We start from the raw sequence: 25,743 nt of genomic DNA, 5'->3' as shown, positions 1-25,743 counted from the left end.
GAGCCGCCGCACCCCGCTGGTGGCGACCACGGTGCCGCGCCGCCCGCCCACGCTGTAGGCGACGGGGGCGGCCTCGTCCAGCCAGAACACCGACTCCTCGCACCGGCACACCGAACCGAGCACGCTCAGGTGCTCGCGCCGCCACCGCCGGTACCGGGCGGTCCTGCGCACCGCCACCGACGCCACCCACGCGAGCAGCCCGAACACCGCGGCCGCGGGACCGAGCCGGGCGACGTCGTCCCACGGCATCCGCCCGTCACGCAGGGCGTTGACGCAACTGTTCGCCACCCCCAGCAGGCCGTCGACCCCGGACGGCGGCAGCACCAGCAACGTCGCCGCCGCCGAGGCCGTCCCCAGCATCGCCGTGACCGCACTCACCCACCCCGCCAACGCGAGACCGGGCCGCACCTCCGGCGTCACCACCCGGCGCAGGAGGACGGGCCCGAGGACACCGAGGAACACGGCCGCCACCAGCAGCCCGAGCGCGACGGTCACGACGGATCCCTCCTGCCCAGCGCACGACGGAGGATGTCGGACTCCTCCGGGCTCGCCGACCGCGCGAAGTGCAGCAACACCTGCTCGGTGTCCCCGCTGGACTGCAGGACCTCCCGCAGCAGCCGCGCGCCGACCTCCTCCCGGGACTCGACGGCGGTGTACTCGTAGGCACGCCCCGCGCGGTGGCGCCGGACGTAGCCCTTGCCGTGCAGATTGTCCAGCACGGTCATCACCGTCGTATAGGCCAGCGGCCGGTCACTGTCGAGCCGGTCGAGCACCGCACGCACCCGCAGCGGCTCCTCGGCCGACCACAACACGTCCATCACCCGAGCCTCCAGCTCCCCGAGCCCACGCATGCGGCCCCCTTTCCACCACCGGCGATGATAACGGCCGCCCACCACCGTGGGGGTGTTGCCGTGAAGGGCACTTTCCCTGCGTGTGGTGCCGTGAGGGGCACATTCACTGCGCCGGATGCAGGGAATGTGCCCCTCACGGCACAACCCGCCCCGCCGCGACCGGTGCGCGGTCAGCGGCGGCGGTGGGCGAGGTAGCCGGGGGTGGCGCCCGCGGTGCGGTCGGTGGGCTCCGCGTCCTCGGGACGCGGGGCCGGGGTGATCAGCACACCGGCGTCGGACGCCGCGACCGGGGCGGAGCCCTCGCCGCGGTCGATCGTCAGGCCCGTGCGGAGGTCGACCGCCACGGGCGCGCCGGAGCGCGTGCCGTACCCCACGCCGCTCCCGGCGACGGTGAGGGCCAGCAACCCGTCGGCGCCGTCGTCGGTCCACCGGGACTCCCCGGTGCGCAGATCGAACGCGCGCGTGACCCGGTAGCCGTCCAGGCCGCTGACGACCAGCGTGCCGTTGTCCGGGTCGACCACCGACCGGAACTCGGTCTCGTCACCGAGCGCGGCGAGCAGCTCACCGGTGCGCAGGTCGTGCAGGCTGGTGCGCTCGCCCCCATCGCCGGACCAGCGCAGCGCCACCACGCCCTCGTCCGAACCCTGGGTGCCCTCCAACAGCTCCACCCGGTCGGTCCCGGACCACCCGGACGGCAACTCCAGCTCCGACGACCGCCACAGCGTGTCCCCGCTGCCGGTGTCCAGCGCCGTGAGCTCCCCGTCGTGGCCGAACAGGCCCGCACCGTGGTGTTCGTAGAGCGCGACCGCCCCGTCCACCGGCGGCGCGACGGGCTCCCCCGTGTCGGCGGCCAGCATCACCCGCTGCCCCGACTCCCCGCCGACGACCGAGTTCGCCACCCGCCCGAAGATCAGTCCGGGCCCCTGCAACGGGCCGGGCACGGACGTCGGACCCCACAACCGGCGCCCGTCGGCGGTGTCGTACACGTTCGCGCTGGTCCTCGTGGCGATCTTGCCTTCGCGGTTGTCCGCGTCGCTGGCCAGCACCACCGCGCCGGGCCGGTCACCGACCTCGGTGACGCCGTACCCGACGCACGAGGGGTTGGTCCACACCGTCCACCGGGTCTCCCCGGACGGCGCCACCCCGACGATCCCCAACTCCGACTCGTCGTCCGCGGGGAACCGGATACCCACCAGGTTGTCGCCCGCCGGGTAGGGGACGTCGTCGAACGGCGCCTTCCAGGCGGCCTCCGGCTGCGCCAGCACCGGCGCGGAGTCCGCCTCGGGAGCGGGCAGCGGCGCCGAGGTGGACGTGTCCAACCGCGGCTCCGGCAACGCGGGCCCGGAATCACCGGCCCCGGATGCCGTGGTGTCCTCCACCGGCGCACCACAAGCGCCCACGAGAAGCCCGACGCCCAGCACGAGTGCCGGGAGCCGACCGGATGCGTGTCGCATGAAACCTCCGAGCCTTACTACTAGCCGCGATAGTAGACGACTCGTGGATCACCCGGTGACCACCCGGCACTGGGATGCCCGACGGTACCTGCAGGGAGCGTCGAACTGCACGTCAGCGGCTGTCGAGAGGGCTAACCCCGCACAGGCTGAGAGACCGACTCAGTCAACATGGAATCCTCCTGATCACCAGGACCGTCCCCGCCTATGCGGAGAAGACAGGAACTGCATCGGTCCGGCGGCCCCGGCGAAGGGACAACCCTGCATGAGCGGGGAAGACACGGTGCTGGTCGGCCCGTTCCCGCGCGCACGGGACCACCCCCGCACGCGCGGGGAAGACTGCGAGTCGGCACGGCGGTAGGCGGTCGACACGGGACCAACCCCGCACGCGCGGGGAAGACTCGAACGCGCTCCCGGCGAACGTCGGGTTTTGCGGACCACCCCCGCACGCGCGGGGAAGACGGCATCGTGGCGATATCGGTCGTGGTCGACCGGGGACCACCCCCGCACGCGCGGGGAAGACGGACGCGCTCGGCACCACGCCCCCTGAGGGCGTGGACCACCCCCGCACGCGCGGGGGAAGACTCGTCGGACCACTCGCCCAGCTCGTCGAACCCGGGACCACCCCCGCACGCGCGGGGAAGACCACCCGTCCATCCCGGACGGCTGGCCCGAGTTCGGACCACCCCCGCACGCGCGGGGAAGACGCCTGCTCCATGGGCGACCGGGGCCGGGCGCAGGGACCACCCCCGCACGCGCGGGGAAGACATCGTCGGGATGTTCGTCGCCGCCGGGACGGTGGGACCATCCCCGCACGCGCGGGGAAGACTTGGTGTTGAATCCGATCTCGGCGCCGCCGACCGGACCACCCCCGCACGCGCGGGGAAGACCCGACCAAGGCGACGAGCGCGGCCGGTTTGCTCGGACCACCCCCGCACGCGCGGGGAAGACTCCGTGATCCGGAAATCGGTACGGGTCTCCGGAGGACCACCCCCGCACGCGCGGGGAAGACCCACCGGGACGGAGCAAGATTCGTCACGCTCCGGGACCACCCCCGCACGCGCGGGGAAGACCCGTTCGACGCCTACGACCGCTTGTTCCCCGACGGACCACCCCCGCACGCGCGGGGAAGACCGGATGTTGGATTCGACCAGGTCGCCGCCTTGAGGACCACCCCCGCACGCGCGGGGAAGACTTATCGGGGTCTATCTGCCGTCTGACCTGCTGTGGACCACCCCCGCACGCGCGGGGAAGACGGTCTCTACGACGACATCCGGCTGTGGTGGGAGGGACCACCCCGCACGCGCGGGGAAGACCAGTGCTTGATGATCAACCCTGGGAGTGACCAGGGACCACCCCCGCACGCGCGGGGAAGACCCTGGTCGATCGCCCACGTCTTGTGGTGTGCGCGGACCACCCCCGCACGCGCGGGGAAGACACCAGGTAGTCCGTGCGGAACCGTGGATCCACCGGACCACCCCCGCACGCGCGGGGAAGACTCGCGGAGCTCGGCGATCAGCCTCGCGGCCTCGGGACCACCCCCGCACGCGCGGGGAAGACATCGGACGACTTGTTTCGTCGCGATCGTGGGTCGGACCACCCCCGCACGCGCGGGGAAGACTACCAGCAGTTCCAGCGCAAGGCCCGCACCAACGGACCACCCCCGCACGCGCGGGGAAGACGAGGGGTTGCCACTAGCCTGGTCTCACGGGAGCGGACCACCCCCGCACGCGCGGGGAAGACCTGGGCAATCGGGCGCTGGTGGTCAACGCCGAGGGACCACCCCCGCACGCGCGGGGAAGACGACCTGCTCATCGACCAGGAGAAGTCGTTCGACGGACCACCCCCGCACGCGCGGGGAAGACCGTGTGCCGGGTCGTCAGCGTCCATCCCACGGAGGGACCACCCCCGCACGCGCGGGGAAGACCCGCTCACCTTGAGGGATCTCATGCAGCCCACGGGACCACCCCCGCACGCGCGGGGAAGACGGAAGATTGACCTGTACGAACTCGTCGACTCCGGGACCACCCCCGCACGCGCGGGGAAGACTTCACCTCGGCCTCGGTTTCCCACACCCCCTAGGGACCACCCCCGCACGCGCGGGGAAGACGTACGTGCCGTCGACTTCACTCCGTAACCAACCGGACCACCCCCGCACGCGCGGGGAAGACCGTCGCGTCCTGCTCGGGCTGGGCGAGGTCGCTGGGACCACCCCCGCACGCGCGGGGAAGACGGGGTGCGTGTGGTGCCCATGGTCACGGCTCCGGGACCACCCCCGCACGCGCGGGGAAGACAAGACCAGCTTTCTCTACTCGCTGTTGTCCCAGGGACCACCCCCGCACGCGCGGGGAAGACGTCTCTATGCGGTCTTGTAGACGCTCTGCGTAGGGACCACCCCCGCACGCGCGGGGAAGACGCCCGCGACGGGCGCCCGACGGGCAAGGTGCCGGGACCACCCCCGCACGCGCGGGGAAGACGACGTGTTGACTGCGGGCTATCCTTGCCAGCCGGGACCACCCCCGCACGCGCGGGGAAGACGGTTACCTCCGTGTCGTCTCCTACCCGCTCCGCGGACCACCCCCGCACGCGCGGGGAAGACTTTGCGTCATCCTGAAAGTGATACCCGCCGTACGGACCACCCCCGCACGCGCGGGGAAGACCAGGCCGACCTGCCCGGCGCGCTGCAGGCCGAGGGACCACCCCCGCACGCGCGGGGAAGACCCGACCGCATCTACGCCGGGGACACGCTGCAGAGGACCACCCCCGCACGCGCGGGGAAGACGATCAGGCGACCGTCTACGCCAACCGCGATTGGGGACCACCCCCGCACGCGCGGGGAAGACCTCGCCACCCAGGGCGGGCCGATCCTCGCCGAGGGACCACCCCCGCACGCGCGGGGAAGACTGTCAGGGCGCGAGTCGTAGCGCCGGATGGTGGGGACCACCCCCGCACGCGCGGGGAAGACCCAGGAAGAGCCTGGTAGTTCACCTGGCGCCCGGGACCACCCCCGCACGCGCGGGGAAGACGCGCTGAAGGGCCTGGTCGCCGAGATCCGCCAGGGACCACCCCCGCACGCGCGGGGAAGACGCCACCAGCGGCGCAATGTCGGTCTCGGCGTCCGGACCACCCCCGCACGCGCGGGGAAGACGCGACGAGCCGTCGCGGTGGGCGAGGCTGGACAGGACCACCCCCGCACGCGCGGGGAAGACATCATCCTCACCGACCAGGGCAGCCCGAACCCGGGACCACCCCCGCACGCGCGGGGAAGACACGTGAACGTGCTCAACTCTGCTCCTTCGTCGCGGACCACCCCCGCACGCGCGGGGAAGACAACCCGAGGGAACCCCGGGCCCTTACGCTCTGATGGACCACCCCCGCACGCGCGGGGAAGACGACGGTTTCGCCTCCCGCCTGCTGGGCTTCGTAGGACCACCCCCGCACGCGCGGGGAAGACACTTGATGACCTGCGGCGATGTGAGGCACTGGGGCGTTTTTCATTCACTTTACTTCGTGCGTGCGCTCGGCCCCACAGACCCATGAGCGCCCTGCGGGCGCTCCTACCCCCGGTTGCCGAAGCGCCTTCGGCGGCTCGCCTTGCTCCAGCCCACCGACTTCGCACCGGACGACGGCGACTTCGCTTCGTCGGACGGGTTCGGGCGCAACATCAGGTTGATGCCGTCGAAGTCGACCGGTTGCCAGTCATGCCCGTGGACCTGGAACGCGAGCCCCTGCTCGTTGTCGGCGGAGTAGACCATGATGGCCCGGCCCGACTGCACCATGTCGAGCACCCGCTCCCACAGCAGCGCACGGATGCGCGCGTTGACCGTGCCGACGAACACTCCGGGAGAGATCTCCAGCATCCAGCGCGTGAGATGCCCGCGCAGCCCTACCGGGCAGGCGGCGACCACGACGACGGTCATTCGTCGTCACTCCCGTAGGAGACACCGCCGGCCACTTCCCGGCCGTCGTAGTCCCACAGCATGACCACGTCCGGGTCGTCGAACGCCTCCGGGCCGTACTCCACCACGTCGTCCTCCTCGTCGGCGAGCAGCGACTTGACGTCCCGCACGCACTCATCGAGGAAGTGGCCGTCCTTCATGTGGTCCCGCACGGCACGTCGGGTCTCCGCCCCGATGTCGGCGACGTTCGCGGCCGCGATGTCGAAGGCGATCGGGATGGTGACGTCGGCCTTGTACAGGTCGGCGACGTCGAACACGAACGAGCGCACGTGTCCGGTGTGGATGAAGCCGAGTCCGGGAGCGCAGCCCAGCGCGACGACCACCGCGTGCACCACGCCGTAGAGGCTGGTGTTCGCCGCCGACAGCGCCTGGTTCACGGGGTTCGCGCTGTCGAAGTCGCCGGGGTCGTACTGTCGTCGATCCCAGGGAATCCCCACCCGTTTCGCGTGTTCCCGGTACAGCCGGCGGACCCGCGCCCCTTCCCTGCCCCGGAGCTGCTGCATCGTCAGCTTCGCGGTGTCCTCCCCGGGGAACCGCATCGCGTACATCTGCCGGGCCACCCGGAGCCGGGAACTCCGCTGGGACACCAGCGCCGCCTGGGCCTCCAGCAGCCGGGACGAACGCGCGAGCGACCGCCCGTGGGCGTAGTAGCGGACGCCGTGCTCGCCGACCCACACCGCCGTCGCACCGCTCTCGGCGAGCAGCACCATCGCCTGCTGGCTCACCGTGGTCCCCGGGCCGAGCAGCAGCGCCCCGATCGTGGCGGCCGGGACGTGCACGGTTCCCCGGGCGTCGTGCGCGGTGATCGCGTTGGCGTCCCGGTGGATCACGCTGTGCTCCACGTACAGGAACGTCATCCGGTCCTGCGCACGGGTCAGGTGGTTGATCGGGACCGGCGGCGGCCCCGGGACGTTACCCATCGCCGGAGCGCTCGGCCGTCGTCACCGGAGCGAGGGTGAGCAGGCCACAGCCGTACCCTTTCGCGGGACCGATGCCGTGGGTGAGGGCATGCCGCAGCGCGGCCGGATCGGCGACCTCCAGGACGCCCTCGAACACGGCGGTCGCCAACGTCACCTGCCGTCCTTCACGGGCGAACTTCCACGTACGCCGATGGCGGACGGCGAGGTCGGGTTCCCCGCCGGTCCCCTCGGCGATCTTGAAGCCGTTCCGCGCGGCCCGGTCGAGCAGCCAGTCGTTCTGCTGGTTCACGGTGACGTGGCCGTACCGTTGCGACCGACCGGCGTCCGCGTTCCTCCGCCGGTTCACGACCGGGTTGGCGGTGAGCCGGAACGCCCAGCGTTGCCCGGCGGCGAGCCGGTTGAGCAGCGGGGTGTAGTCGCGGGTGTCCCAGGTCTGGGTGGTCGGCCAGCCGCACTGCTCCACCAGGTGCGTCAGGTCCGGCCGGCGCGGGCTCACCACATACAGCTTCGTGCCCGTCGCGCTCTCGTCGAGCCGCCACAGCACGCGGCCCTCGTCCGAGGTTCCGGCGGAGCGGCCGGGAAACGCGGCCAACACCGCGGCATGCAGCCGTTGCGGGGACACGAGCATGTTCTTGGCGCCGCGTCGTGCGGTGTTGATCTCGAGGCGGCTCAGATACATCGTCAGCCCTCTCCTGGAAGCGGCGCGAACGGCTCATGGTGGTCCTGTTCGGCGCGATCGTCGTGGGACGGCGTGAAGTGTGGGTTGTCCACCGTGACGGCGCCCCAGGACACCGAGCGCCAGCCGTAGCGCCGGTGTCGGGGGTCGAAACTCAACGGCTCGTCCCGCACCAGCACGGCACCGGGTTCCTCCGCGGGGCAGTCGGTGACCGTGGTCAGCGTGACCGAGCGCTCGTGCCGCCTGACCGCGACCGACGCGCTCGCCTGCCACCCGGTGTCGGTCAGGGCACGGTCGAGGTCGCCGTCCCACATCCCCAGCACCAACGGCCCGGTGGGCGGGCACGAGCGGCGGCCCAGATACAGCGGGAAGTGCGGGCGCCGCAGCGCGTCCCGCGCCGACGCCAGCAGCTCGGGATCGCCGTCGAGCACCGCGAGGAACACCGCGTCGGCCAGGTAGAAGCGGTAAGACAGCGGCAGGGGCTTCCCGTCGCGCGGTCGTGCGGTCTGGAAGTCCCGCTCCAGTCTGCCCGGTTGTTCCACCCGCACCCCGAGACGCAGCGCCCGCAGGTCGTCGAGGTCGTCGGTGCGCTGCCTGCCCAGCGCCGCCGCGAGGAGACCGACCACCCCGCTCTTGCTCGGCACCCGATCGGTGTTGCGGCGGGTGAAACGACTACTGGTGCCCCACGCCTGCAGCGGGGCCGCCAGCCGGAGCGCCAGCACCGTCATTCGGTGCCCAGACGCTCGTCGACCGCGGCGCCGACGCGCTGCACAGCCTCGTCGAACGAGACCCGCTCGGCGAGCCCGTCCAGGGCCGTGCCACGGTCGCCGACGGCCACCCCCAGGGCGGTCACGGGCTGCTCGTCATACGCCTCGTGGACCTCGGCGGCGTAGTCGCCGAGCCGTCGGACCGCGGCGGCGCTGCGTCCGCCGTCCCCGTCGTCGGTCACCGGGGTCTCGAACGCGCCGACGAGATTGATCGGCTGGGTGTCGCGCACCATGACCACCACCGCGTCCGGCTTCGTCCGGTTGGCGAACGTGGTCTGTTTCCCGCTGGGCATGCTGGCGACGAACGCACGCACGAACGCCTCGACGGCGCGGCGGGTCGCCTCGTCCCGGCCGAGCGTGTCCCGCAGGCGGTCGACGTCCACGGTCGCGTACCGGTACAGCGTCGAGGAGTTGTACTCGATCGTGCCGATCATCCCCGCGCCCGCGTCCTCTTCCGCGTCGGCGCTCTTGTGGTCGTCCACCGCGGTGTAGTAGTCGTACTCGTTGCTCACCTCGTGCACGCTGAGCGCGTGCGCCACCTGGGCGGCGGCGTCGACGTTGAGCTCGGGGTCGTCGGCGACCATGCGGCCGAACAGGGCCAGGTCGACGGAGCGGTCGCGAGCGGCGCGGGCCTTGGCCTCCTTCTTGTCGATCGTGACGTCCCCACCGTCGGCCTCGTGGTGGGCGGTGACCGCGAGGTCGGCCAGCGCGTCGATCTGCGGATTGCTGAGGAAGACCAGGTAGCCGGACTCGTGCGGCGCGTCGGCTTTCCTGGCGGGCTTGAGATTGATCCCCGCCGCGGTGATCGTCTTGTGGGCGAGGTCGAGCGCCTGCTCCGTCAGCATGGCATCCCGCTTGGTGATCCGTTCGGAGACGAGTTCGACGACCCGCTTCGTGCGCACGCCGAGCTCACTGCGGTCCAGCAGCCCGTCGAAATCGGTGCGGGTGGCGCGCTTCCACGCCTGGCTGGACACCCGGGCGCGGCGCCTGCCCCCGTACACGGCGGTTTTCGGGCTGCCGGTGTCGTCTCTGTTGATATTGCTCGGCGGGACGGTCTGCACGACGTGGATGTCGAGGATGGTGCGTGGCACGAGTCGGGTCACCTTTCTTCGGCGGTGTTGGAGTGGTCGTCGGCGGTGGCTTCGTCCGGGGTCGTCGCCCGGCCGTCGTCGGTGCGGAGGTGGAAGTCGCGCCCCCACACCAGGCGCACGCGCTGCGGGCCGCCCGGCCGTTGCCAGCGCCAGAGCTGGCCGGCGAGCACTCCGTAGTCCAACGGCAGGCTCTGTGCGCGGAGTTGTTGCACCAGGCCGCGCGCGTGGTGGGCGAGTTCGTCGAGGGTGGTGGACGTGCCCAGCGCCTGGAACCGGCGCAGCACAGGGTGCCGCTCCGGCACCTCGGCCTCGGGGACGAGCCGCCGCACCGCACGCCCCAGCCCGTAAGTCGGGCCGGTGCGGTGCATGGGCAGCCCCTGGCCCTGCTGGTGCACGGCGTAGAGGGTCATCGCCAGGTGCGCGGCCGTTTCGGCGGCGGTCGGTTCGTCCGGTGCGTCGCCCGGAGCCAGGTCCGCACCCGTGGTGTAGGGCAGGACCTCGAAGACCGATCCGGGTGGTTTGCCCACCGCACGGCGTAGTCGGGCGAGTGCGGCCACCTGCTCGGACCGGTTCGCCAGCACCCCACCCTGCAGGTCGTGGATCGTGCGCGCGACGAACGACCGCACGACCTCCGATGGGGCGGAGATCCGGGTGGCCTCCGAGGTTTCTGTCAACGGTGTCCTCCTGGAGAGGTGGGTGGAACGGTCACGCCGACGCGGCGGTGTGCTCGTCCGCACGAGCCTGTGGCAGGGCCTTGCGGAGTGTTTTCGCGAACCGGTCGGCGGCGTGTGCGGCGGTCAGCAGGCGGTCGTTCACCGTGCGCCCGGCCCACGCGGCCTCCGGTGCGCGTTCGTGCAGCTCCTGACCGAGCCGCCACACGATGTCGTTGGCGGTGCGGTGCCACCGGGCCTCGGCGGTGACCGGATCGGTGTCCGGTCCGAGGCCGGACAGCCACTCCCGGAACGGGCCGTCGAGTTCCGCGTAGGCGAGTTCGATGGCGCGGTCCCGGTCGCCGGTGTCGGTGGCGTCCGGCATGCCGGACTTCGGCGGCGGGGCCTTGCCCGCCGCCTGGGCGAGATTCAACGCCAGCGTCCCGAGAGCGTGCGCGGCCCTCTCGGAGGCCCCCACACTCTCGCGTGCCACACCGACGAGGTGCTGCGCTCCGCGCCGGAGCAATTCCGACCTCAGCGCCAGCGCGTCGTCGGTGACCTCCTCGGTGGTGGCATCCTGGGGGCCATAGCTCATGCCGAGGGTGCGCACGCGGACGCCGAAGTCCGGGCCGAGCACTCCCTCCTCGGTCAGCTCGGCGACCCAGTCGAGCACCCCGGCGGTGAGTCTGCCCGCCGCCTCCGCCCGCTGGTCGGCCGTGATCGCGCCCGGCAACAGCGCTTCCAATCCACGCCAGATCGCCCGCTTGGGGTCATGCGGGGTCGGCATGTAGACCGGTTCTTCGCGGAGCTTCTTCTCCTGTGCCTTGCTGCGTCGCCACAGGCTGTGCGGTTCGAGCTTGTGCCGGTTCTGCGGTTCGAGGCGGTCCCCGTTGCTGATGAGCACCCGTCGGATCCGTCCGCCGTCCGCGACCAGCCGGATCCGGCGGGCCTGCCAGGTATAGAGGTCGACGGGCCCGCTCGGCTCCGGTTCGTCCCGCACGGTCGGGCCCTGCGGGCTCCGCTCCCACGCCGGCAGATCGTCGGCGTGCGTACGACTCGGGGTGTCCGCCCGGCGGGGGATGAGGTTCAGCAGCAGGGTTTCCCGGAGCGTGCCGCCCTCGGGCAGCACCCCGCCGAGGCGCCCGCACCAGCCGGTTCCGATCGGGTAGCCGCGCCCGCCCTTCACCCGGTCGTCGCCCACCGCGCCGGACTTGATGCCCGCTGGGTCGAACGACTGGCAGTGCACCACCCACCGGGCCGCCTCGGCGTAGGTGAGGGACAACTCGCCGCCGAGGCGGGTGGTGAAGAACGGTTTCCCGTTGGGCACGTCCGCGATCAGTTTGCTCAGCTCGGACGTCTCGCCCTTGCCCGTTCGCAGCTCGGCGACCTGGAAGAACGGCGTCTCCGGATGCAGGAGGTCGAACCGCACCCGATACCGGTCCAGGTAGTCGACGACCGGCTCGGTCGGCAGGCGCTCGGCCCGCCACAGCCGCTCCCACTCGTCCAGATCCTCCGGGCCGTCCCACGCCCGGTGCAGGATCGCCAGCAGCAACCGCACCAGCGCGAGATCCTGCGTGGGCAGGTCACCGGACAGCGTCGCGACCTCGTGGGCCCGGGTGAAGACCTCGGCCAGCGACAGCTCCGTCGTCGCGCCGTCGCGCATCCGCACCGGGATCCACGGTTGGTCGACGAGGTCGAAGGACGTCTGGTCAGTGGCGCTCATGGATCAGCCCCCGGCGGGTGTCGTAGGTGAGCCGGAACTCGTGCTGCCCGGCGCACACGGTGGCACGGCGCTGCTGGTCGAGCGCGAGCACGAGTTGCCCGGCCAACAGCGGTGTCTGATCGAAGGCAGTGAACCGGCTTTCGTCCTCCAGAACGCGGATAACCTCATCGATCACACCTTCGTGTGACATGGCGAAGGGGAGACGCAGCGAGCAGGCGGCCACGATCCTCGCCAGATCCGGTGGCACGACGTCGTCGAGCGGGATCTGGGTGGCCGCCCCCTCGGCGATCCAGTCCGGGGTGAGCAGGCCGCCGTCCCGGTCCCGCTGCACAACCAGAACTTCCAGCGAGTCTGCCCCGTCCCGCACCTGCGCCGCGCCGTGCGGGCCTTCGGCGTCCCCGACCCCGGCCTGCACCCAGCCGATCAGGCTCGCCCCCGATGCGGCCTCGTCGAGCAGGAACGTCGCGGCCTTGTGCCGCCGTTCCCGCGCCTTCGCGTCGGCGGCCTCGGCGGCGGCCGTCAGCGCCGGATGCCAGGACGGGTCTCCGATCGGGTCGTCGCCGTATCCGGCCTGCACGAGCGGCGCGATGTCGTCCGGCAGGCGCACCGTGTCCCGCTCGACCAGCAACGCGGCCGACCGCAGCAACGGATACTCCCCGTACACCGCCCGCGAACCGCGGACCGCCCGCACCGGTGTGCCATGCCAGTCCTGGACCCCGACGACCGCGCACCGCGGCGCCCGCACCGGGCCGGGGCGCTCCCGCCGGTGGCGGTGGGTGCGGCCGAGGCGCTGCAGCACCAGGTCGACCGGGGCGAGGTCGGTGACGAGCAGGTCGAAATCCACGTCGAGGGACTGTTCGAGCACCTGCGAGGCCACCACGATGTGCGGGCCGGCGCGGTCGTTGTCCGGCCCCGGTGGGCCGAACCGGCGGACCAGGCCCGTGTCGATCCCGGCCCGGTCGCACGCGAGGAACCGCGAGTGGTTCACCGTAACGCGGTCGCCGCCGAACTCCTCGGCCAGCCGGTCGGCGGTCTCCTGCACCCGATCCACCGTGTTGCGCACCACCGCCGCACACCCACCCTCGGCGAGGGCGTCGCGGAGATAACGCACGAGCGCGTCGAGGTCGTCCGGCAGCCGGTCGATCCCCACCTCGGCCGGGGGCTCGTCGACGTCGACCGTGCGCGGTGCCGGATCGGCCGACGTGGACACCGCCGGGTACGCCGTGTCCTTTCCCGTCGGAATCTCGGGAACCTCTCCCCGGCCCGCGGCATAGGCGCGGACCAGTTCCGCCCGGCGCGCGGCCGGGAGCGTCGCGGACAGCAGCACGACCGGCACCCCGTACGCGCCGAGCCAGTGCAGCACCCGGTGCAGATACTGCGACATGTAGACGTCGTAGGCGTGCACCTCGTCGATCACCACGACCTTGCCCGCGAGCGCCAGGTGCCGCAGCATCAGGTGCCGGCTCTTCAGCCCGGCCACCAGCACCTGGTCGATGGTGCCGACCACGAACGCCGCGAGCGGGCCTTTCTTGTTCCCCTGCAGCCACTGATGCACCGCGATGGAGTCCGCGGAGTCCTCCCCGACACAGGCGAACTCCCCCTCGCGGACGAGGCCGTCGAACGTGTCGTTGAGCGAGGCTTTCCCGTGCGCGAGCGTCACGTCCACCGGCGGCGCGTCGTCGCCGCGCGGGAGGGCACGCAGCCAGTCGGCGACCCGGACGAACATCGCGTCACTGGTGGCCTGCGTCGGCAACGCGACGAACACCCCGCCGGAGCCGAACGTGCGGGCCAGGTCCTCGGCCGCGATGAGCGCGGCCTCGGTCTTGCCCACCCCCATGGGCGCTTCCACGATCATCAACCCGGGTTCGCTCAGGTCGCGGGCCGTCTCGACCACCGCGCGCTGCACCGGCCGTGGTTTCTCGATGTGCGGGAACCGCTCGCGGAACTGCGCGTCGATGTCCGTGCCCGGCGGGGGGCTCCACCGTGCCGGGAGGTCGAGCCGCCGCCAGGCGCGATCGAGCCGGTGCCGGGTGCGCTCGGGGTCCGGCTCGGTGAGGTACTCGGCCGTGCTGACCGGCTCCAACGGGAACAGGGCCGTGTTGGAGGCGATCCAGTCGGCCACCACGACGATCGCACTGAGCAGGACCAGCAACGGTGAGTCGAGCCGGGTGTCCCATAGCTTACGCAGCACACCGTCGGCGTCGACGGACCCGGTGATGTGCGACAGCGCGTCCACACGAGCCTCCTGCCACACCCCCGTCCCGGCGAGGTGCGGGAAGTCGGTGCCCCGCGACAACGTCGCACGCTCCGGCGAGATGCCGTGATGACTGCCCACGACGGACGCCAACTGGGTCGCCGCGCCCCGACGTGGGAGGTCCAGTTCGGAGACCAGCCAGTCCCGCACCGCGACGTGGCCGACGAGCGAGTGGTTCACGCCGCTACGCGCGGGACTGTCCTTCAAGGCGGGATCGGCGTGGAGCTGGTGATCCCGCATCCGGTCGGCCAGCCGCGGCGCCTGCACGACGAACGCGGGCGACAGCTTGCCGACATCGTGCACTCCGGCGAGCCACGCGGCGAGCGTGCCGACGTCGTCCTCCCCACCCGGAAGAGCCGCTCCGATGCGGTGAACGACCTGCCCCGGCACCCAGTCGGCGACCAGGCGATGCGCCACGGCGGCACTGTCCTCAAGGTGTTGGAACAGCGGAAGCCAATGCGTGACCTGGCTCGTTTCCCGGTCGAAGTACGACTTCGCCCAGCCCGAGAGCCAGGCAGTCGAGTGGCCCAACACAACCCCCAGAGGTCATCGTCGGCACGGTCCCCCATATGTCTCTCGGGCCGCGGCTGTCGTTACAGGCCGCTGGGAAGCGAATCGCGAAACGACTACACGGTCTGCCGGTGGGACCGACCACGAGGATCTGAACGGCAGCTATGACACCGTCGGATGGCATCCTGGTCCTCCCCCGCGAACATGAGGAAGACTCGGAGGTCATGAGCTGGATTCGGCTGCGTCGATGAATGCCCCGCATGCGTGGCGAAGACCTCGACGCGGACATCCTGCGGCCATGACCGCGAGGCCACTCGTCTGCGCAGGGAACACCGACGACGTCATGTGCCTCTTGTCGTGTTTGATCAGCCCTTCGCATGCGCTGGAACACGACCTGGCGCTGCAGCTCAACCACCAGATCTCGGACCACCCCCGCACACGCGGGGAACACGGCACACCCAACGCCACCGCGAAGCTGCGCACCGGACCACCCCCGCACACGCGGGGAACACATCTGGAACCCGAGCAGCCGGCCGAGGGTGGCGGGACCACCCCCGCACACGCGGGGAACACACCCGTCGAGCGGGTCGGCGATCACGAACACGGGGACCACCCCCGCACACGCGGGGAACACGGCGGAATCCCCCACGGCTGGATCGCCGTCTACGGACCACCCCCGCACACGCGGGGAACACGGACACCCGGCCGGATCACCCGGACCTCGTCCGGGGACCACCCCCGCACACGCGGGGAACACCACGACCGGGGACGTTGGGTGCCACCAGCCGTGGGACCACCCCCGCACACGCGGGGAACACCTTCGCGCGCTCCCGCCAGGGCGGAGCGTCGAGGGACCACCCCCGCACACGCGGGGAACACCCGCACACGGCTCCGCCGGGGGCGACGGCCGGGGGACCACCCCCGCACACGCGGGGAACACGACGGTGCGGCCCTCCAGGTCGTAGGTGAACACGGACCACCCCCGCACACGCGGGGAACACGTCTCCACCGCCGGCACCGAAGCCCGGTCACACGGACCACCCCCGCACACGCGGGGAACACTCCGGCCCCGCCGAGGTGGACCGGAACCGTTCCGGACCACCCCCGCACACGCGGGGAACACCGAGTTCCCGCTCTCAACCATGCTCGCCAACGCGGACCACCCCCGCACACGCGGGGAACACGGACATCGGTCCTCCTCAGATGAGTGCGAGCTGGGACCACCCCCGCACACGCGGGGAACACACCGCAAGCTCTGTTCTGCCCGCTTCTGTCCCCGGACCACCCCCGCACACGCGGGGAACACCGCAGACCTGCGCAGAGACACGCAGGGGATGGCGGACCACCCCCGCACACGCGGGGAACACCACCCGTCGGTGCGCTGCGCGGAGCAGTACTGCGGACCACCCCCGCACACGCGGGGAACACGCGGCATCGGCCTGGTGGGTGAAGCGGTGCCGGGGACCACCCCCGCACACGCGGGGAACACTGCCGGACGATGATCCATTCGGCGCGATGCTGTGGGACCACCCCCGCACACGCGGGGAACACACCCGCGAGGATGCGCAGCAGATCAAGGAACGGGGACCACCCCCGCACACGCGGGGAACACCGTCGAGCAGGGACTCGGCGGCATCGCCGGCGGGGACCACCCCCGCACACGCGGGGAACACGGCCTGCCACTGGCCGACGCAGCGGAGCGCCTCGGACCACCCCCGCACACGCGGGGAACACTCGGACAGCTCCTCGATCGAGCCGAGGATCTTGGGACCACCCCCGCACACGCGGGGAACACGCGCCGGACCGCTCGGGCGAGGCGTACGCCGTGGGACCACCCCCGCACACGCGGGGAACACGTCGCGTGTGCTCAGTCCCCGTGGGGATTTCCGGGACCACCCCCGCACACGCGGGGAACACCACCGACCACCGATCGTGACCTGCTTCAGCTGCGGACCACCCCCGCACACGCGGGGAACACGACGGCACCCACAGCCCCACCTGGTACTACGAGGGGACCACCCCCGCACACGCGGGGAACACCTGCGCGCGCTCCCGCCAGGGCGGAGCGTCGAGGGACCACCCCCGCACACGCGGGGAACACCTCTCGCTCGCCGAAGACAAGGTGCTCGACGGGGGACCACCCCCGCACACGCGGGGAACACTCCTCCCGCACGGTGTCGAGGTCGGCCCACGCCTGGACCACCCCCGCACACGCGGGGAACACGGCGCTGGTGCACACGGCCGCCCCGGACGTGGAGGACCACCCCCGCACACGCGGGGAACACTTGTCGTGGCACGGCGAACACAGCCCTTGGCCGGGACCACCCCCGCACACGCGGGGAACACGCGTAGACGCGTTCGCGGATGAGGCGGGTTCGCGGACCACCCCCGCACACGCGGGGAACACTCTCGCCACGCCTCCCGGTCGGACGTGGAGAGGGGACCACCCCCGCACACGCGGGGAACACCGGATAACGTCACTCTCAGTACGTGCCGTCGACGGACCACCCCCGCACACGCGGGGAACACCACGGTCGCCACTACATCACCACCCACGGATCAGGACCACCCCCGCACACGCGGGGAACACTCGTTCGCCAAGGCCACCGCCGACGGCACCACGGGACCACCCCCGCACACGCGGGGAACACGTCGCCGACGACGCCACGGCGCACGGCCCGCCGGGACCACCCCCGCACACGCGGGGAACACCCCGGCGGGCGCCGGGTGGGGCCATGAGCCGCGGGACCACCCCCGCACACGCGGGGAACACCGGTCGTCGGCGGCCACCCGGGTCAGGTCAGTGGGACCACCCCCGCACACGCGGGGAACACGTACTGGCCCGATCACGGATCGGTGTAGATCAGGGGACCACCCCCGCACACGCGGGGAACACTTACCGGTCGGGGGCGGAAACTCCGGGTCTTGCGGACCACCCCCGCACACGCGGGGAACACCGTGTCCCGCGCCGTGTCCCCGGTGAGCCCGAGGGACCACCCCCGCACACGCGGGGAACACTCGGCAACCTCGTCGCAGGCGATGCCGTCGCGGGGACCACCCCCGCACACGCGGGGAACACCCCCGACACCGTGAACGGCTGGGGGACGCGCCCGGACCACCCCCGCACACGCGGGGAACACCCGGGAGGGGCTTTTTCATTCGCGGGATCACCCGGACCACCCCCGCACACGCGGGGAACACGCCGGGAGGGGCTTTTTCATGGATTCCTCCCCAGGACCACCCCCGCACACGCGGGGAACACCGCTGTGTCGAGGCGATCGTGCACAACGCACAGGGACCACCCCCGCACACGCGGGGAACACCTCTACATCCTGAACAAGTACGGCGGGTATCACGGACCACCCCCGCACACGCGGGGAACACTCGTGAGCGTGGAATCATTTACCTCGTTTTTCCGGACCACCCCCGCACACGCGGGGAACACTTGCCCGTGATCGTGATCCGGCCCGTGCCCGGCGGACCACCCCCGCACACGCGGGGAACACTCCGTACCCGCCCGGTCCGGACCACGGTGGACCGGACCACCCCCGCACACGCGGGGAACACTACCCTGGTTGCGAGCATTACCCCGGACGGTGGGGACCACCCCCGCACACGCGGGGAACACGATCAGGCGACCGTCTACGCCAACCGCGATTGGGGACCACCCCCGCACACGCGGGGAACACCGCCTGCTCGATGGGCGACCGGGGGAAGGCGCAGGGACCACCCCCGCACACGCGGGGAACACGATGTCCAGCGTCTCGATCAGCGCCGACGCCTGGGGACCACCCCCGCACACGCGGGGAACACCACAGTGGAGTGCGCCCCACCCGGTGGGCGGGTGGACCACCCCCGCACACGCGGGGAACACACTTGATGACCTGCGACGATGCGAGCCCCAACAGCGGTTTTCATTTACTTTGCCATGCAGCCTACGCACCGCGAGCCCCTGCCCTCTACGGTGCTGGCCGCTCGAAGCCGCGGAGCTACCCACCCAGCGAGACTCATGCCGGGACCTCGTGTCGCGGGTCCTGATCGCCATAGTCCGGAAGGTCGTACACCCGCGCGACGGCTGCTTCGACCTCCGAACAATCCAATCCTCCCTCCTCCGCGATCGTGAAGCCAAGCTCAAGCGCCAAGAAGGCGATAGCTCGCAATGCCGGGAGAACGTCGTCGTGTCCGGCGTCCTTACGCCGGTACAGCGGCTCGGTCTCTGACTCGATCGCCCGAGCTATGCGCAGCCGCGCTGTCGACAGCCGCCCCTTCCCGGGTGAGCTGCCGACGTTGGTCAGTGCTGACATGTCCCTCCTCCTTTCACCCGAACTTCCGATCAAGACATCAGTCCCCGGCGATCAGTCCCGGTCGGATCCGGTAGGGGATCAACTCGGTCCCCCGGTGCTTGGCGATTCGTATAGGTCCTGTCGTGCCCCGCCGTTTCCCTCCGAATACCGAAGCATTCGCTCGCCCAGCTCACAAACCTGCCGCCCGGTCACTCGAATAGCCCGTCGGTCACCCGGAGCCGCCTCGGCGAGATGCAGGAGTGCGCCGACGATCTCATGGACGTGGCGTTGTAGGGCTGGATCACCTTCCGAGGGGTTGACCCGCGCATTACGCCACGAGGCCGGAGACACCGTCTCCAACACCCCACGTGCCCGGTCGTGCAGATCTTCCCACTGTCCATGGCTACGCTCGCACATCTCCGCGAAGAGGTCGTCCAGCGCCTGCCACTGGCTTCGCGACAACGAAGCCTTCTCCCCGTTGTTCGTTGACGGCATGTCTCCTCCTTCCTACTCGGGCACGGAAAGCGGCGTGTCGGGCGAGTACAGCTCCTTGGATCGGCCGGATCCGTCACGACGATCCTGCGCGACAAGGATGAGTGTGGGCATCCGTGTGAACGAGCGCGCACCTCATATTCACCCCTGTTCTCCGTGGTCTCCGCCGAGAGTCGGCGATAGTCTCGTGGATATCGTCGGCAGATTGAGGGGAAGTGACCGCCATGGCGCGCGAGCCGGACCACATCGTCGCCAAACGCCGTGCTCTGGGGGAGCAACTCGCCGTCTTGAGGAAGTCGGCGGAATTGACGCAAGGACAACTGGCGAAGTCCGCCTTCTGCGATCGCACAACCGTGGCACACATCGAGAGCGGCCGGGCACGCGCCGACGACCGATTCTGGAGCGTCTGCGACGAAGCGGTCGGCGCGGACGGATCTCTCCTGACGACCTACCACGACCTGGTCAACACCAAGCGGACCCATGAGGCAGACGTTCGTCGCGCGCTCGCGGCAGGGTCTCGCCGACACGCGCAGAGGCTGACCGACGAGTATCAACACGGCGAGGTCACGCTCCCCGGAACACGGCATGCCGACGACTGTTCCGCTTCCGCGGCAACGCCCGCTCCTCCGCTCGACGCCGACTACGTCGAAGGTCTGCACGAACGCATCCGCGAGCTGGTGGTGATGGACGGGAAGTTCGGTGGCGATTCGACGTCCCGGCTGGCGCTCTCACTGTTCCGCGCGGTGCGGCGGAAGCTGGGGAAAGCGGAGTGCTCCCGACGTGTGGAGCGCGACCTCCACGCGGCGGCCGGTGAACTCGGCGAAGTCACCGGGTGGCTCCTGTTCGACGCCGGGGAACACGATCTGGCCCGGGACGTCAATCACGAGGCACTGCACCTCTCCCGCATGGCGGGAGATTCGCGCATGGAACTCCTCACGCTGCAGAACATGTCCATGCACGCGGGCTACCTCGGCCACGCTGCGGAGGCTCGGCGCATCGCCCGGATGGTGCTGGAAACGCGAGACCTCTCGCCGCGTATGCGTGCCCTCTTCCACACCCGTGAGGCTCGGGCTCTCGCGCTCGGCGGCGCCGACTATGCTGCACGCGACACCTTCCGCAAAGCTCACTCGCTCTACCTGGAGGGGGTGCGGGATGACGATCCGGCATGGTCGTGGTGGATCACCGACCCGGAGCTGTCATGGCATCAAGGCATGATCAATGCGGATTCCGCGCAGTGGTCGAGCGCGATCGAGGCGTTCCACGAGTCCGTCACGCAACTCCCCCCACACGCGCTGCGCGGGCGCTATGTTCATCTGGCCTGCCTGCTCGACGCGCAGATGCGCGCAGCGTCGTGGGACGACGCCCGCCAGACCACCGAGCGGATACTCCCGCTGGTCGACGAGATCGGCTCGACTCGCAGCGCAGAGATCCTGCGTGGAACGCTGGCGTATGTGGAGGAGGACGCGCAGGCACTGACCCGAATCCGGGAGCCGGCTGAGCATCTCCGTAGAAGCCTGGTGGGGGCCGGGTACCAGATGTGACCGCGCACGTGCGACGTCCTCACGGCAGGCGAGTGGCCACGCCCTCGTCCTGGCCGAACCGACGACCCCCGCATGTGCGGGGAAGACGTGAGCGTGATCCGGCCGGTACCGGGCTTCACCGGACCACCCCCGCATGCGCGGGGAAGACCGACCTCGAACAGCAGGGCCGTTACGCAGACGTGGACCACCCCCGCATGCGCGGGGAAGACATCACCTCATCGAGCCGGAAACCTGGGCACGAGGGACCACCCCCGCATGCGCGGGGAAGACGCCCCCGACATCGTGTCGAGAAGCTGAGTGACCGGACCACCCCCGCATGCGCGGGGAAGACCTGCGCGCCGCCGACCTCGAATCGCTCGACTCGGGACCACCCCCGCATGCGCGGGGAAGACCGGTCCCCGGGGACACCGCGACCGTCTCGGAGGGACCACCCCCGCATGCGCGGGGAAGACCGGACCGGATGGGCACCGTCATGTCTCACCTCGGGACCACCCCCGCATGCGCGGGGAAGACGTACGGCGTCCGGGGTGCGGGTGATGCCCATGGGGACCACCCCCGCATGCGCGGGGAAGACCCGATCTGAAGCGTGCGGTCCGGACGGTCGTCAGGACCACCCCCGCATGCGCGGGGAAGACCGTCACGAGGTAGCCGTTCTTCCGGAGCGCGCAGGACCACCCCCGCATGCGCGGGGAAGACTTCCCGCCCGTAGCGGAACCCTTCAGGCGGACAGGACCACCCCCGCATGCGCGGGGAAGACCAACGGCACCCCGGCGGCATGGATTCCGTCGCAGGGACCACCCCCGCATGCGCGGGGAAGACTCCACGATGCGCGAGGCGAACAGCTCCCAGTACGGACCACCCCCGCATGCGCGGGGAAGACGACATTGACCGGCTCACGGATGAGCTGGAGGAGGGACCACCCCCGCATGCGCGGGGAAGACGACATTGACCGGCTCACGGATGAGCTGGAGGAGGGACCACCCCCGCATGCGCGGGGAAGACCCGACGGTGTCGGCCGACGCGGCGCCTTGACGGGGACCACCCCCGCATGCGCGGGGAAGACTCACGTTGTCCGGGTCCGGGCACTGGATCGCCAGGACCACCCCCGCATGCGCGGGGAAGACGTCGTCGGTCTGGTGATCCTCGCGGGCACCGTGGGACCACCCCCGCATGCGCGGGGAAGACACGGCCGGGCTCCAGTCGGTGGCGATCGAGCAGGGACCACCCCCGCATGCGCGGGGAAGACGTTCACCCGTTCCACAGCCCGGTCGGCGGCGTCGGACCACCCCCGCATGCGCGGGGAAGACGTACCTGACGGACCTTGCCGAGCGTGCCGTGGCGGACCACCCCCGCATGCGCGGGGAAGACGTGACCAACCCCGCGGTGCGGGACAGGGCCCGGGGACCACCCCCGCATGCGCGGGGAAGACTTTCGCGGTGCGCTTGACCACGGCATCCCGCGGGGACCACCCCCGCATGCGCGGGGAAGACGAGCCCGAGTTCGCCGAGCTGGGCGTGCATCCGGGGACCACCCCCGCATGCGCGGGGAAGACCCGCCGCTGGACGGCGAGACGGGCGAGATCCTGGGACCACCCCCGCATGCGCGGGGAAGACACTTGATGACCTGCACTGATGTCGGCCGTGACGCTGTTTTTCATTCACTTCTGACCCGCACCCTACCCGCCCTCGGCCCATCTCCACCCGGCGTGTCGCCCCCGACCCGTAGCCTGACGCTGGCCCAGCTCCGGGACAGCGAGATCACCGGGGCGCCGTCGGAGATATGGGTGGTGGAGAATCCGAGCATCCTGGCGATGGCGCTGCGCCGGTTCGGCACCCGATACCCGCCGCTGGTGTGTACGTCGGGCTGGCCGAACAGCGCGGTGCTGCACCCTGCGCCGCGCCGCGGACCTCGGTACCCGGCTGCACCACCACGGCGACTTCGACGGCGAGGGCCTGCGCATCGTGGCGCACGTGGCGGCCCGGACCGGTGCGCGGCCGTGGCGCATGGGCACCGGCGACTACCTCGACGGCCTCCGCGCCGACGTGCCAGCCCCCTTCCCGGGCCGGGTCACCGACGCGCGACGCGCCGTGGGACGCGGACCTAGCCCCGGCGATCCGGCAACACGACCGGGTGGTCGCCGAGGAACAGGTCGCCACCCGCCTGCTCGACGACCTCGCGGAGGCCGCCGCACCGCTACCGGAAAGCCCGGACGCCGGTGCGCGGCCGTGATCCGGGGTCGACCCCTTCGCGACCACTGGACCAGCTCGACGTACCGCGCTACATTTACGCCCAGTCTCGGCGCTACGGTCGGATCTCGCTGCGCATCCGGTGTCCGGGGCCGCCGCACAACACGTACGAACGGGGGTAACGGTGGACGTCACGGATGGCGGCGAGCTCGTCGCGCTGCTCGCGCCGCCGCACCGGACAACGACTGCCCGGGACAGGTCGATCGCTGGAGGCACGTTGATTGCCGCGGCAGACCCGGACGGCCTCCGGCACCTACCGGAACCCCCTCCGGCGAGCGGTGCATGGTCGACACAGTCGGTTCTCCACGAGCTGCGCGAGGACCGGTTGTGACGCCCCCGCATCCGCGAGCGAGCGAAAGGACGCCCCGGACGGATCCGGGGCGCCCCACGCGTGTCACTCACCGACAGCTGATCACTTGCCCACGTCGGAGCGGGCGGCGGCACGCACGAGGCGTCCCTTGTCCCGCTTCTCGATAATGCCCGCCTCGGCGAGCTCGTCGGCCACCGTCGAGACGTGGTCGACGAACGCGCCGTGGTTGGCGTACCCGGCGTCCTCGTCGATCAGGTCGTTGATCGTGCAGCCGTTCCTGGTGTCCACATTGGCCACACCGGTGTCGTGGTCACCGATCACGACGGTGTCCCGGGTGTCCGAGTCCGGGCAGGCGTCGTCCCCGCCGGCGACGACGGTGAACGAGACGTCACCGGAGGCCGTGTTCTCCGCGTTGTCGGTGGCGCGGAAGGCCACGGTGTACCCGCCCGGCCGGTCGAGGGTCACCGGCCCCTCGTAGAGCCGGTATTCACCGTCGTTGACGGCGTACTCGACCGCGGCGACGCCGGAGTCGGCGTCCGTGGCCGACACCGACACCGTCGCCGAACCGACGTAGGCACCGTCGGCGTCCCGCTCGCCGGTCACCTCCGCCGAGACCTCCGGCGGCACGGTGTCCTCCGGCGCGGGCTCCACCACGGTGAACGACACCGAGCTCACCTGCGAGGTGTTCCCCGCGTTGTCCGAGGCCCGGTACCGCACGGTGTGCTCGCCCGCGGCGTTGACCACGATCGGATCGGCATAGGGCTCGAACGCCCCGTCGCCGAGCGCGTACTCGACCGAGGCCACGCCGGAGTCGGCATCGGTGGCGGTGACCGTCACCGTGGCCGAGCCCACGTAGGCACCGTCGGCGTCCTGTTCACCGTTCACCTCGGCACCGACCTCCGGCGGCGCCGTGTCCTCCGGTGGCGGCTCGACCACGGTGAACGACACCGACCCCACCTGCGAGGTGTTCCCCGCCTCGTCCGTGGCCCGGTAGCGCACCGTGTGGTCACCGGGTTCGTCCACGGTCACCGGGTTGTCGTACGCGGTGAAGGGCGCGTCGTTCAGCGCGTACTCCACCGAGGCCACTCCGGAATCGGTGTCGGTGGCCGTCACCGTCACCGTGGCCGAGTCGAGGTAGTTCTCCCCGGCGTCCTGCTCGCCGGTCACCTCCGCCGAGACCTCCGGCGGCGTGGTGTCGCCGGGCGCGGGCTCGATCACCGTGAACGACACCGACCCCACCGACGACGTGTTGCCCGCGGTGTCGGTGGCGCGGTACTGCACCGAGTGGTCGCCCGGCTCCTCGACGGTGACCGGTTCCGAGTAGTCCCGGAACCCGGTGTCGTCGAGTTCGTACTCGACGCCGGCCACGCCGGAGTCGTCCGTCGCCGTCAGCTCCACCGTCGCCGGGCCGACATAGGCGCCATCATCGTCGCGCTCGCCGGTCACCTCCGCGGTGACTTCCGGCGGCGTGGTGTCGACGTCCCCGGACTCCGTGACGACGAGTTCGCCGGTCATCTGCCCGTGGCCGGGCATGTCGCAGATGTAGCGGTAGGTGCCCGGGGTGAGCTCCACCTGCGCCTCGTGTCTGCCCTCGTTCGCGTCGAACGGGCTGGCCACGATGTTGAGGTCCACGTCGTGGTTGTAGCCGGGGGTGGTGGTGTCGAACGTCAGGGTGTGCGCCACCCCGGTGGTGTTGCCGGTGTCGACGCTGTTCTCGAACACGATCGTCGCCGTGCCCGCGGTCGCCGTCTCCGGTGCGGACGCGTATCGGTCGATCCGGTCGTCGGCGGTCCAGGTCAGCACCTGTTCCTGCGCGGCCGCCGCGTCACCCCTCGTCGTGCCGGAGTCGTCGGTGCGCTCGGTGGCCGAGGCCGGAGCCAGCCACAGCGCCGCGACGAGCACGCCGAGCAGTGTCACCGCCGCCCGCCGTGCGTGTGCCGCCAGCCGGGCGGGGCCACCCCGCGTCGCCGCGGGCGCGGACATGCCTGGTCGTGGATACATCAGCTCGTCCCTCTCCTC

13 protein-coding genes, 2 pseudogenes and 3 CRISPR repeat arrays are annotated in these 25,743 nt (G+C 71.2%); of the genes and pseudogenes, 2 read left to right on the top strand and 13 right to left on the bottom strand.

Annotation, left to right across the window (positions count from 1 at the left end; translation table 11 throughout):
* The 12 genes and pseudogenes from SACPADRAFT_RS33365 to SACPADRAFT_RS0220395 form a co-directional block, all read right to left on the bottom strand.
* Positions 1–495: pseudogene (locus tag SACPADRAFT_RS33365) on the bottom strand (M56 family metallopeptidase); the annotation flags it as partial.
* Entirely contained in the window at positions 492–851 is a 360-nt protein-coding gene (locus SACPADRAFT_RS0220445) for a BlaI/MecI/CopY family transcriptional regulator (RefSeq protein ID WP_007023162.1), read from the bottom strand. The pseudogene SACPADRAFT_RS33365 and the gene SACPADRAFT_RS0220445, both read right to left, overlap by 4 nt.
* A 170-nt stretch (positions 852–1,021) precedes the next feature.
* The gene (locus SACPADRAFT_RS0220440; RefSeq protein WP_007023161.1) at positions 1,022–2,305 is read right to left on the bottom strand and encodes an outer membrane protein assembly factor BamB family protein; all 1,284 of its coding nucleotides are present in this window, start codon (positions 2,303–2,305) and stop codon (positions 1,022–1,024) included.
* Positions 2,306–2,614: 309 nt separating this feature from the next.
* Positions 2,615–5,756: a CRISPR direct-repeat array (repeat unit 28 nt; unit sequence GGACCACCCCCGCACGCGCGGGGAAGAC).
* A gap of 103 nt (positions 5,757–5,859) precedes the next feature.
* Positions 5,860–6,222 (bottom strand): type I-E CRISPR-associated endoribonuclease Cas2e, encoded by a 363-nt coding sequence (gene cas2e / locus SACPADRAFT_RS0220435; RefSeq protein ID WP_007023157.1) that lies wholly within the window; start codon positions 6,220–6,222, stop codon positions 5,860–5,862.
* A complete protein-coding gene (cas1e, locus tag SACPADRAFT_RS0220430) occupies positions 6,219–7,181 on the bottom strand; it encodes a type I-E CRISPR-associated endonuclease Cas1e (protein WP_007023156.1) in 963 nt (320 codons plus the stop codon). Before cas1e ends, cas2e begins: the two co-directional genes overlap by 4 nt.
* Positions 7,174–7,860 carry a type I-E CRISPR-associated protein Cas6/Cse3/CasE gene (cas6e, locus tag SACPADRAFT_RS0220425; protein ID WP_007023155.1) on the bottom strand — a complete coding sequence of 229 codons (687 nt, stop codon included), beginning with the start codon at positions 7,858–7,860 and terminating at the stop codon, positions 7,174–7,176. The genes cas1e and cas6e overlap by 8 nt, the downstream gene beginning before the upstream one ends.
* Before the next feature lie 2 nt (positions 7,861–7,862).
* Positions 7,863–8,585: a type I-E CRISPR-associated protein Cas5/CasD gene (gene cas5e / locus SACPADRAFT_RS0220420; RefSeq protein WP_007023154.1), complete on the bottom strand. Its 723-nt coding sequence runs from the start codon at positions 8,583–8,585 to the stop codon at positions 7,863–7,865.
* Positions 8,582–9,715, bottom strand: coding sequence for a type I-E CRISPR-associated protein Cas7/Cse4/CasC (cas7e, locus tag SACPADRAFT_RS0220415; protein ID WP_028662639.1), 1,134 nt, complete (start codon positions 9,713–9,715; stop codon positions 8,582–8,584). The genes cas5e and cas7e overlap by 4 nt, the downstream gene beginning before the upstream one ends.
* A gap of 8 nt (positions 9,716–9,723) precedes the next feature.
* Entirely contained in the window at positions 9,724–10,389 is a 666-nt protein-coding gene (gene casB, locus SACPADRAFT_RS0220410) for a type I-E CRISPR-associated protein Cse2/CasB (RefSeq protein WP_007023152.1), read from the bottom strand.
* A 31-nt stretch (positions 10,390–10,420) separates the two neighbouring features.
* Positions 10,421–12,088, bottom strand: a complete 1,668-nt coding sequence (gene casA / locus SACPADRAFT_RS0220405; protein WP_007023151.1) for a type I-E CRISPR-associated protein Cse1/CasA — start codon at positions 12,086–12,088, stop codon at positions 10,421–10,423.
* A complete protein-coding gene (locus SACPADRAFT_RS0220400) occupies positions 12,075–14,876 on the bottom strand; it encodes a CRISPR-associated helicase/endonuclease Cas3 (protein ID WP_007023150.1) in 2,802 nt (933 codons plus the stop codon). Before SACPADRAFT_RS0220400 ends, casA begins: the two co-directional genes overlap by 14 nt.
* 399 nt (positions 14,877–15,275) lie before the next feature.
* Positions 15,276–18,726: direct repeats of the CRISPR family, unit length 28 nt; unit sequence GGACCACCCCCGCACACGCGGGGAACAC.
* A 133-nt stretch (positions 18,727–18,859) separates the two neighbouring features.
* Entirely contained in the window at positions 18,860–19,156 is a 297-nt protein-coding gene (locus SACPADRAFT_RS0220395) for a hypothetical protein (protein ID WP_007023146.1), read from the bottom strand.
* A gap of 695 nt (positions 19,157–19,851) precedes the next feature.
* Between SACPADRAFT_RS0220395 and SACPADRAFT_RS0220390 the strand changes: the two genes are divergently transcribed.
* On the top strand, positions 19,852–21,168 hold the full coding sequence (locus SACPADRAFT_RS0220390; protein WP_007023145.1) for a helix-turn-helix transcriptional regulator: 1,317 nt from the start codon (positions 19,852–19,854) through the stop codon (positions 21,166–21,168).
* A gap of 59 nt (positions 21,169–21,227) precedes the next feature.
* A CRISPR array of direct repeats spans positions 21,228–22,781; the repeat unit is 28 nt; unit sequence GGACCACCCCCGCATGCGCGGGGAAGAC.
* A 5-nt stretch (positions 22,782–22,786) separates the two neighbouring features.
* A pseudogene (locus tag SACPADRAFT_RS34540) lies at positions 22,787–23,891 on the top strand (DUF2399 domain-containing protein).
* On the opposite strand, the gene SACPADRAFT_RS0220375 reads toward SACPADRAFT_RS34540, so the two are convergent.
* A complete protein-coding gene (locus SACPADRAFT_RS0220375; RefSeq protein ID WP_007023142.1) occupies positions 23,827–25,725 on the bottom strand; it encodes a cupredoxin domain-containing protein in 1,899 nt (632 codons plus the stop codon). The pseudogene SACPADRAFT_RS34540 and the gene SACPADRAFT_RS0220375 overlap by 65 nt on opposite strands.
* Positions 25,726–25,743: the final 18 nt, after the last annotated feature.

Source organism: Saccharomonospora iraqiensis subsp. paurometabolica YIM 90007, from assembly GCF_000231035.2.
Lineage (GTDB): Bacteria > Actinomycetota > Actinomycetes > Mycobacteriales > Pseudonocardiaceae > Saccharomonospora > Saccharomonospora paurometabolica.
Note: the sequence above shows the minus strand (reverse complement) of the source record. Positions and strands in the feature narration are given on the sequence as shown.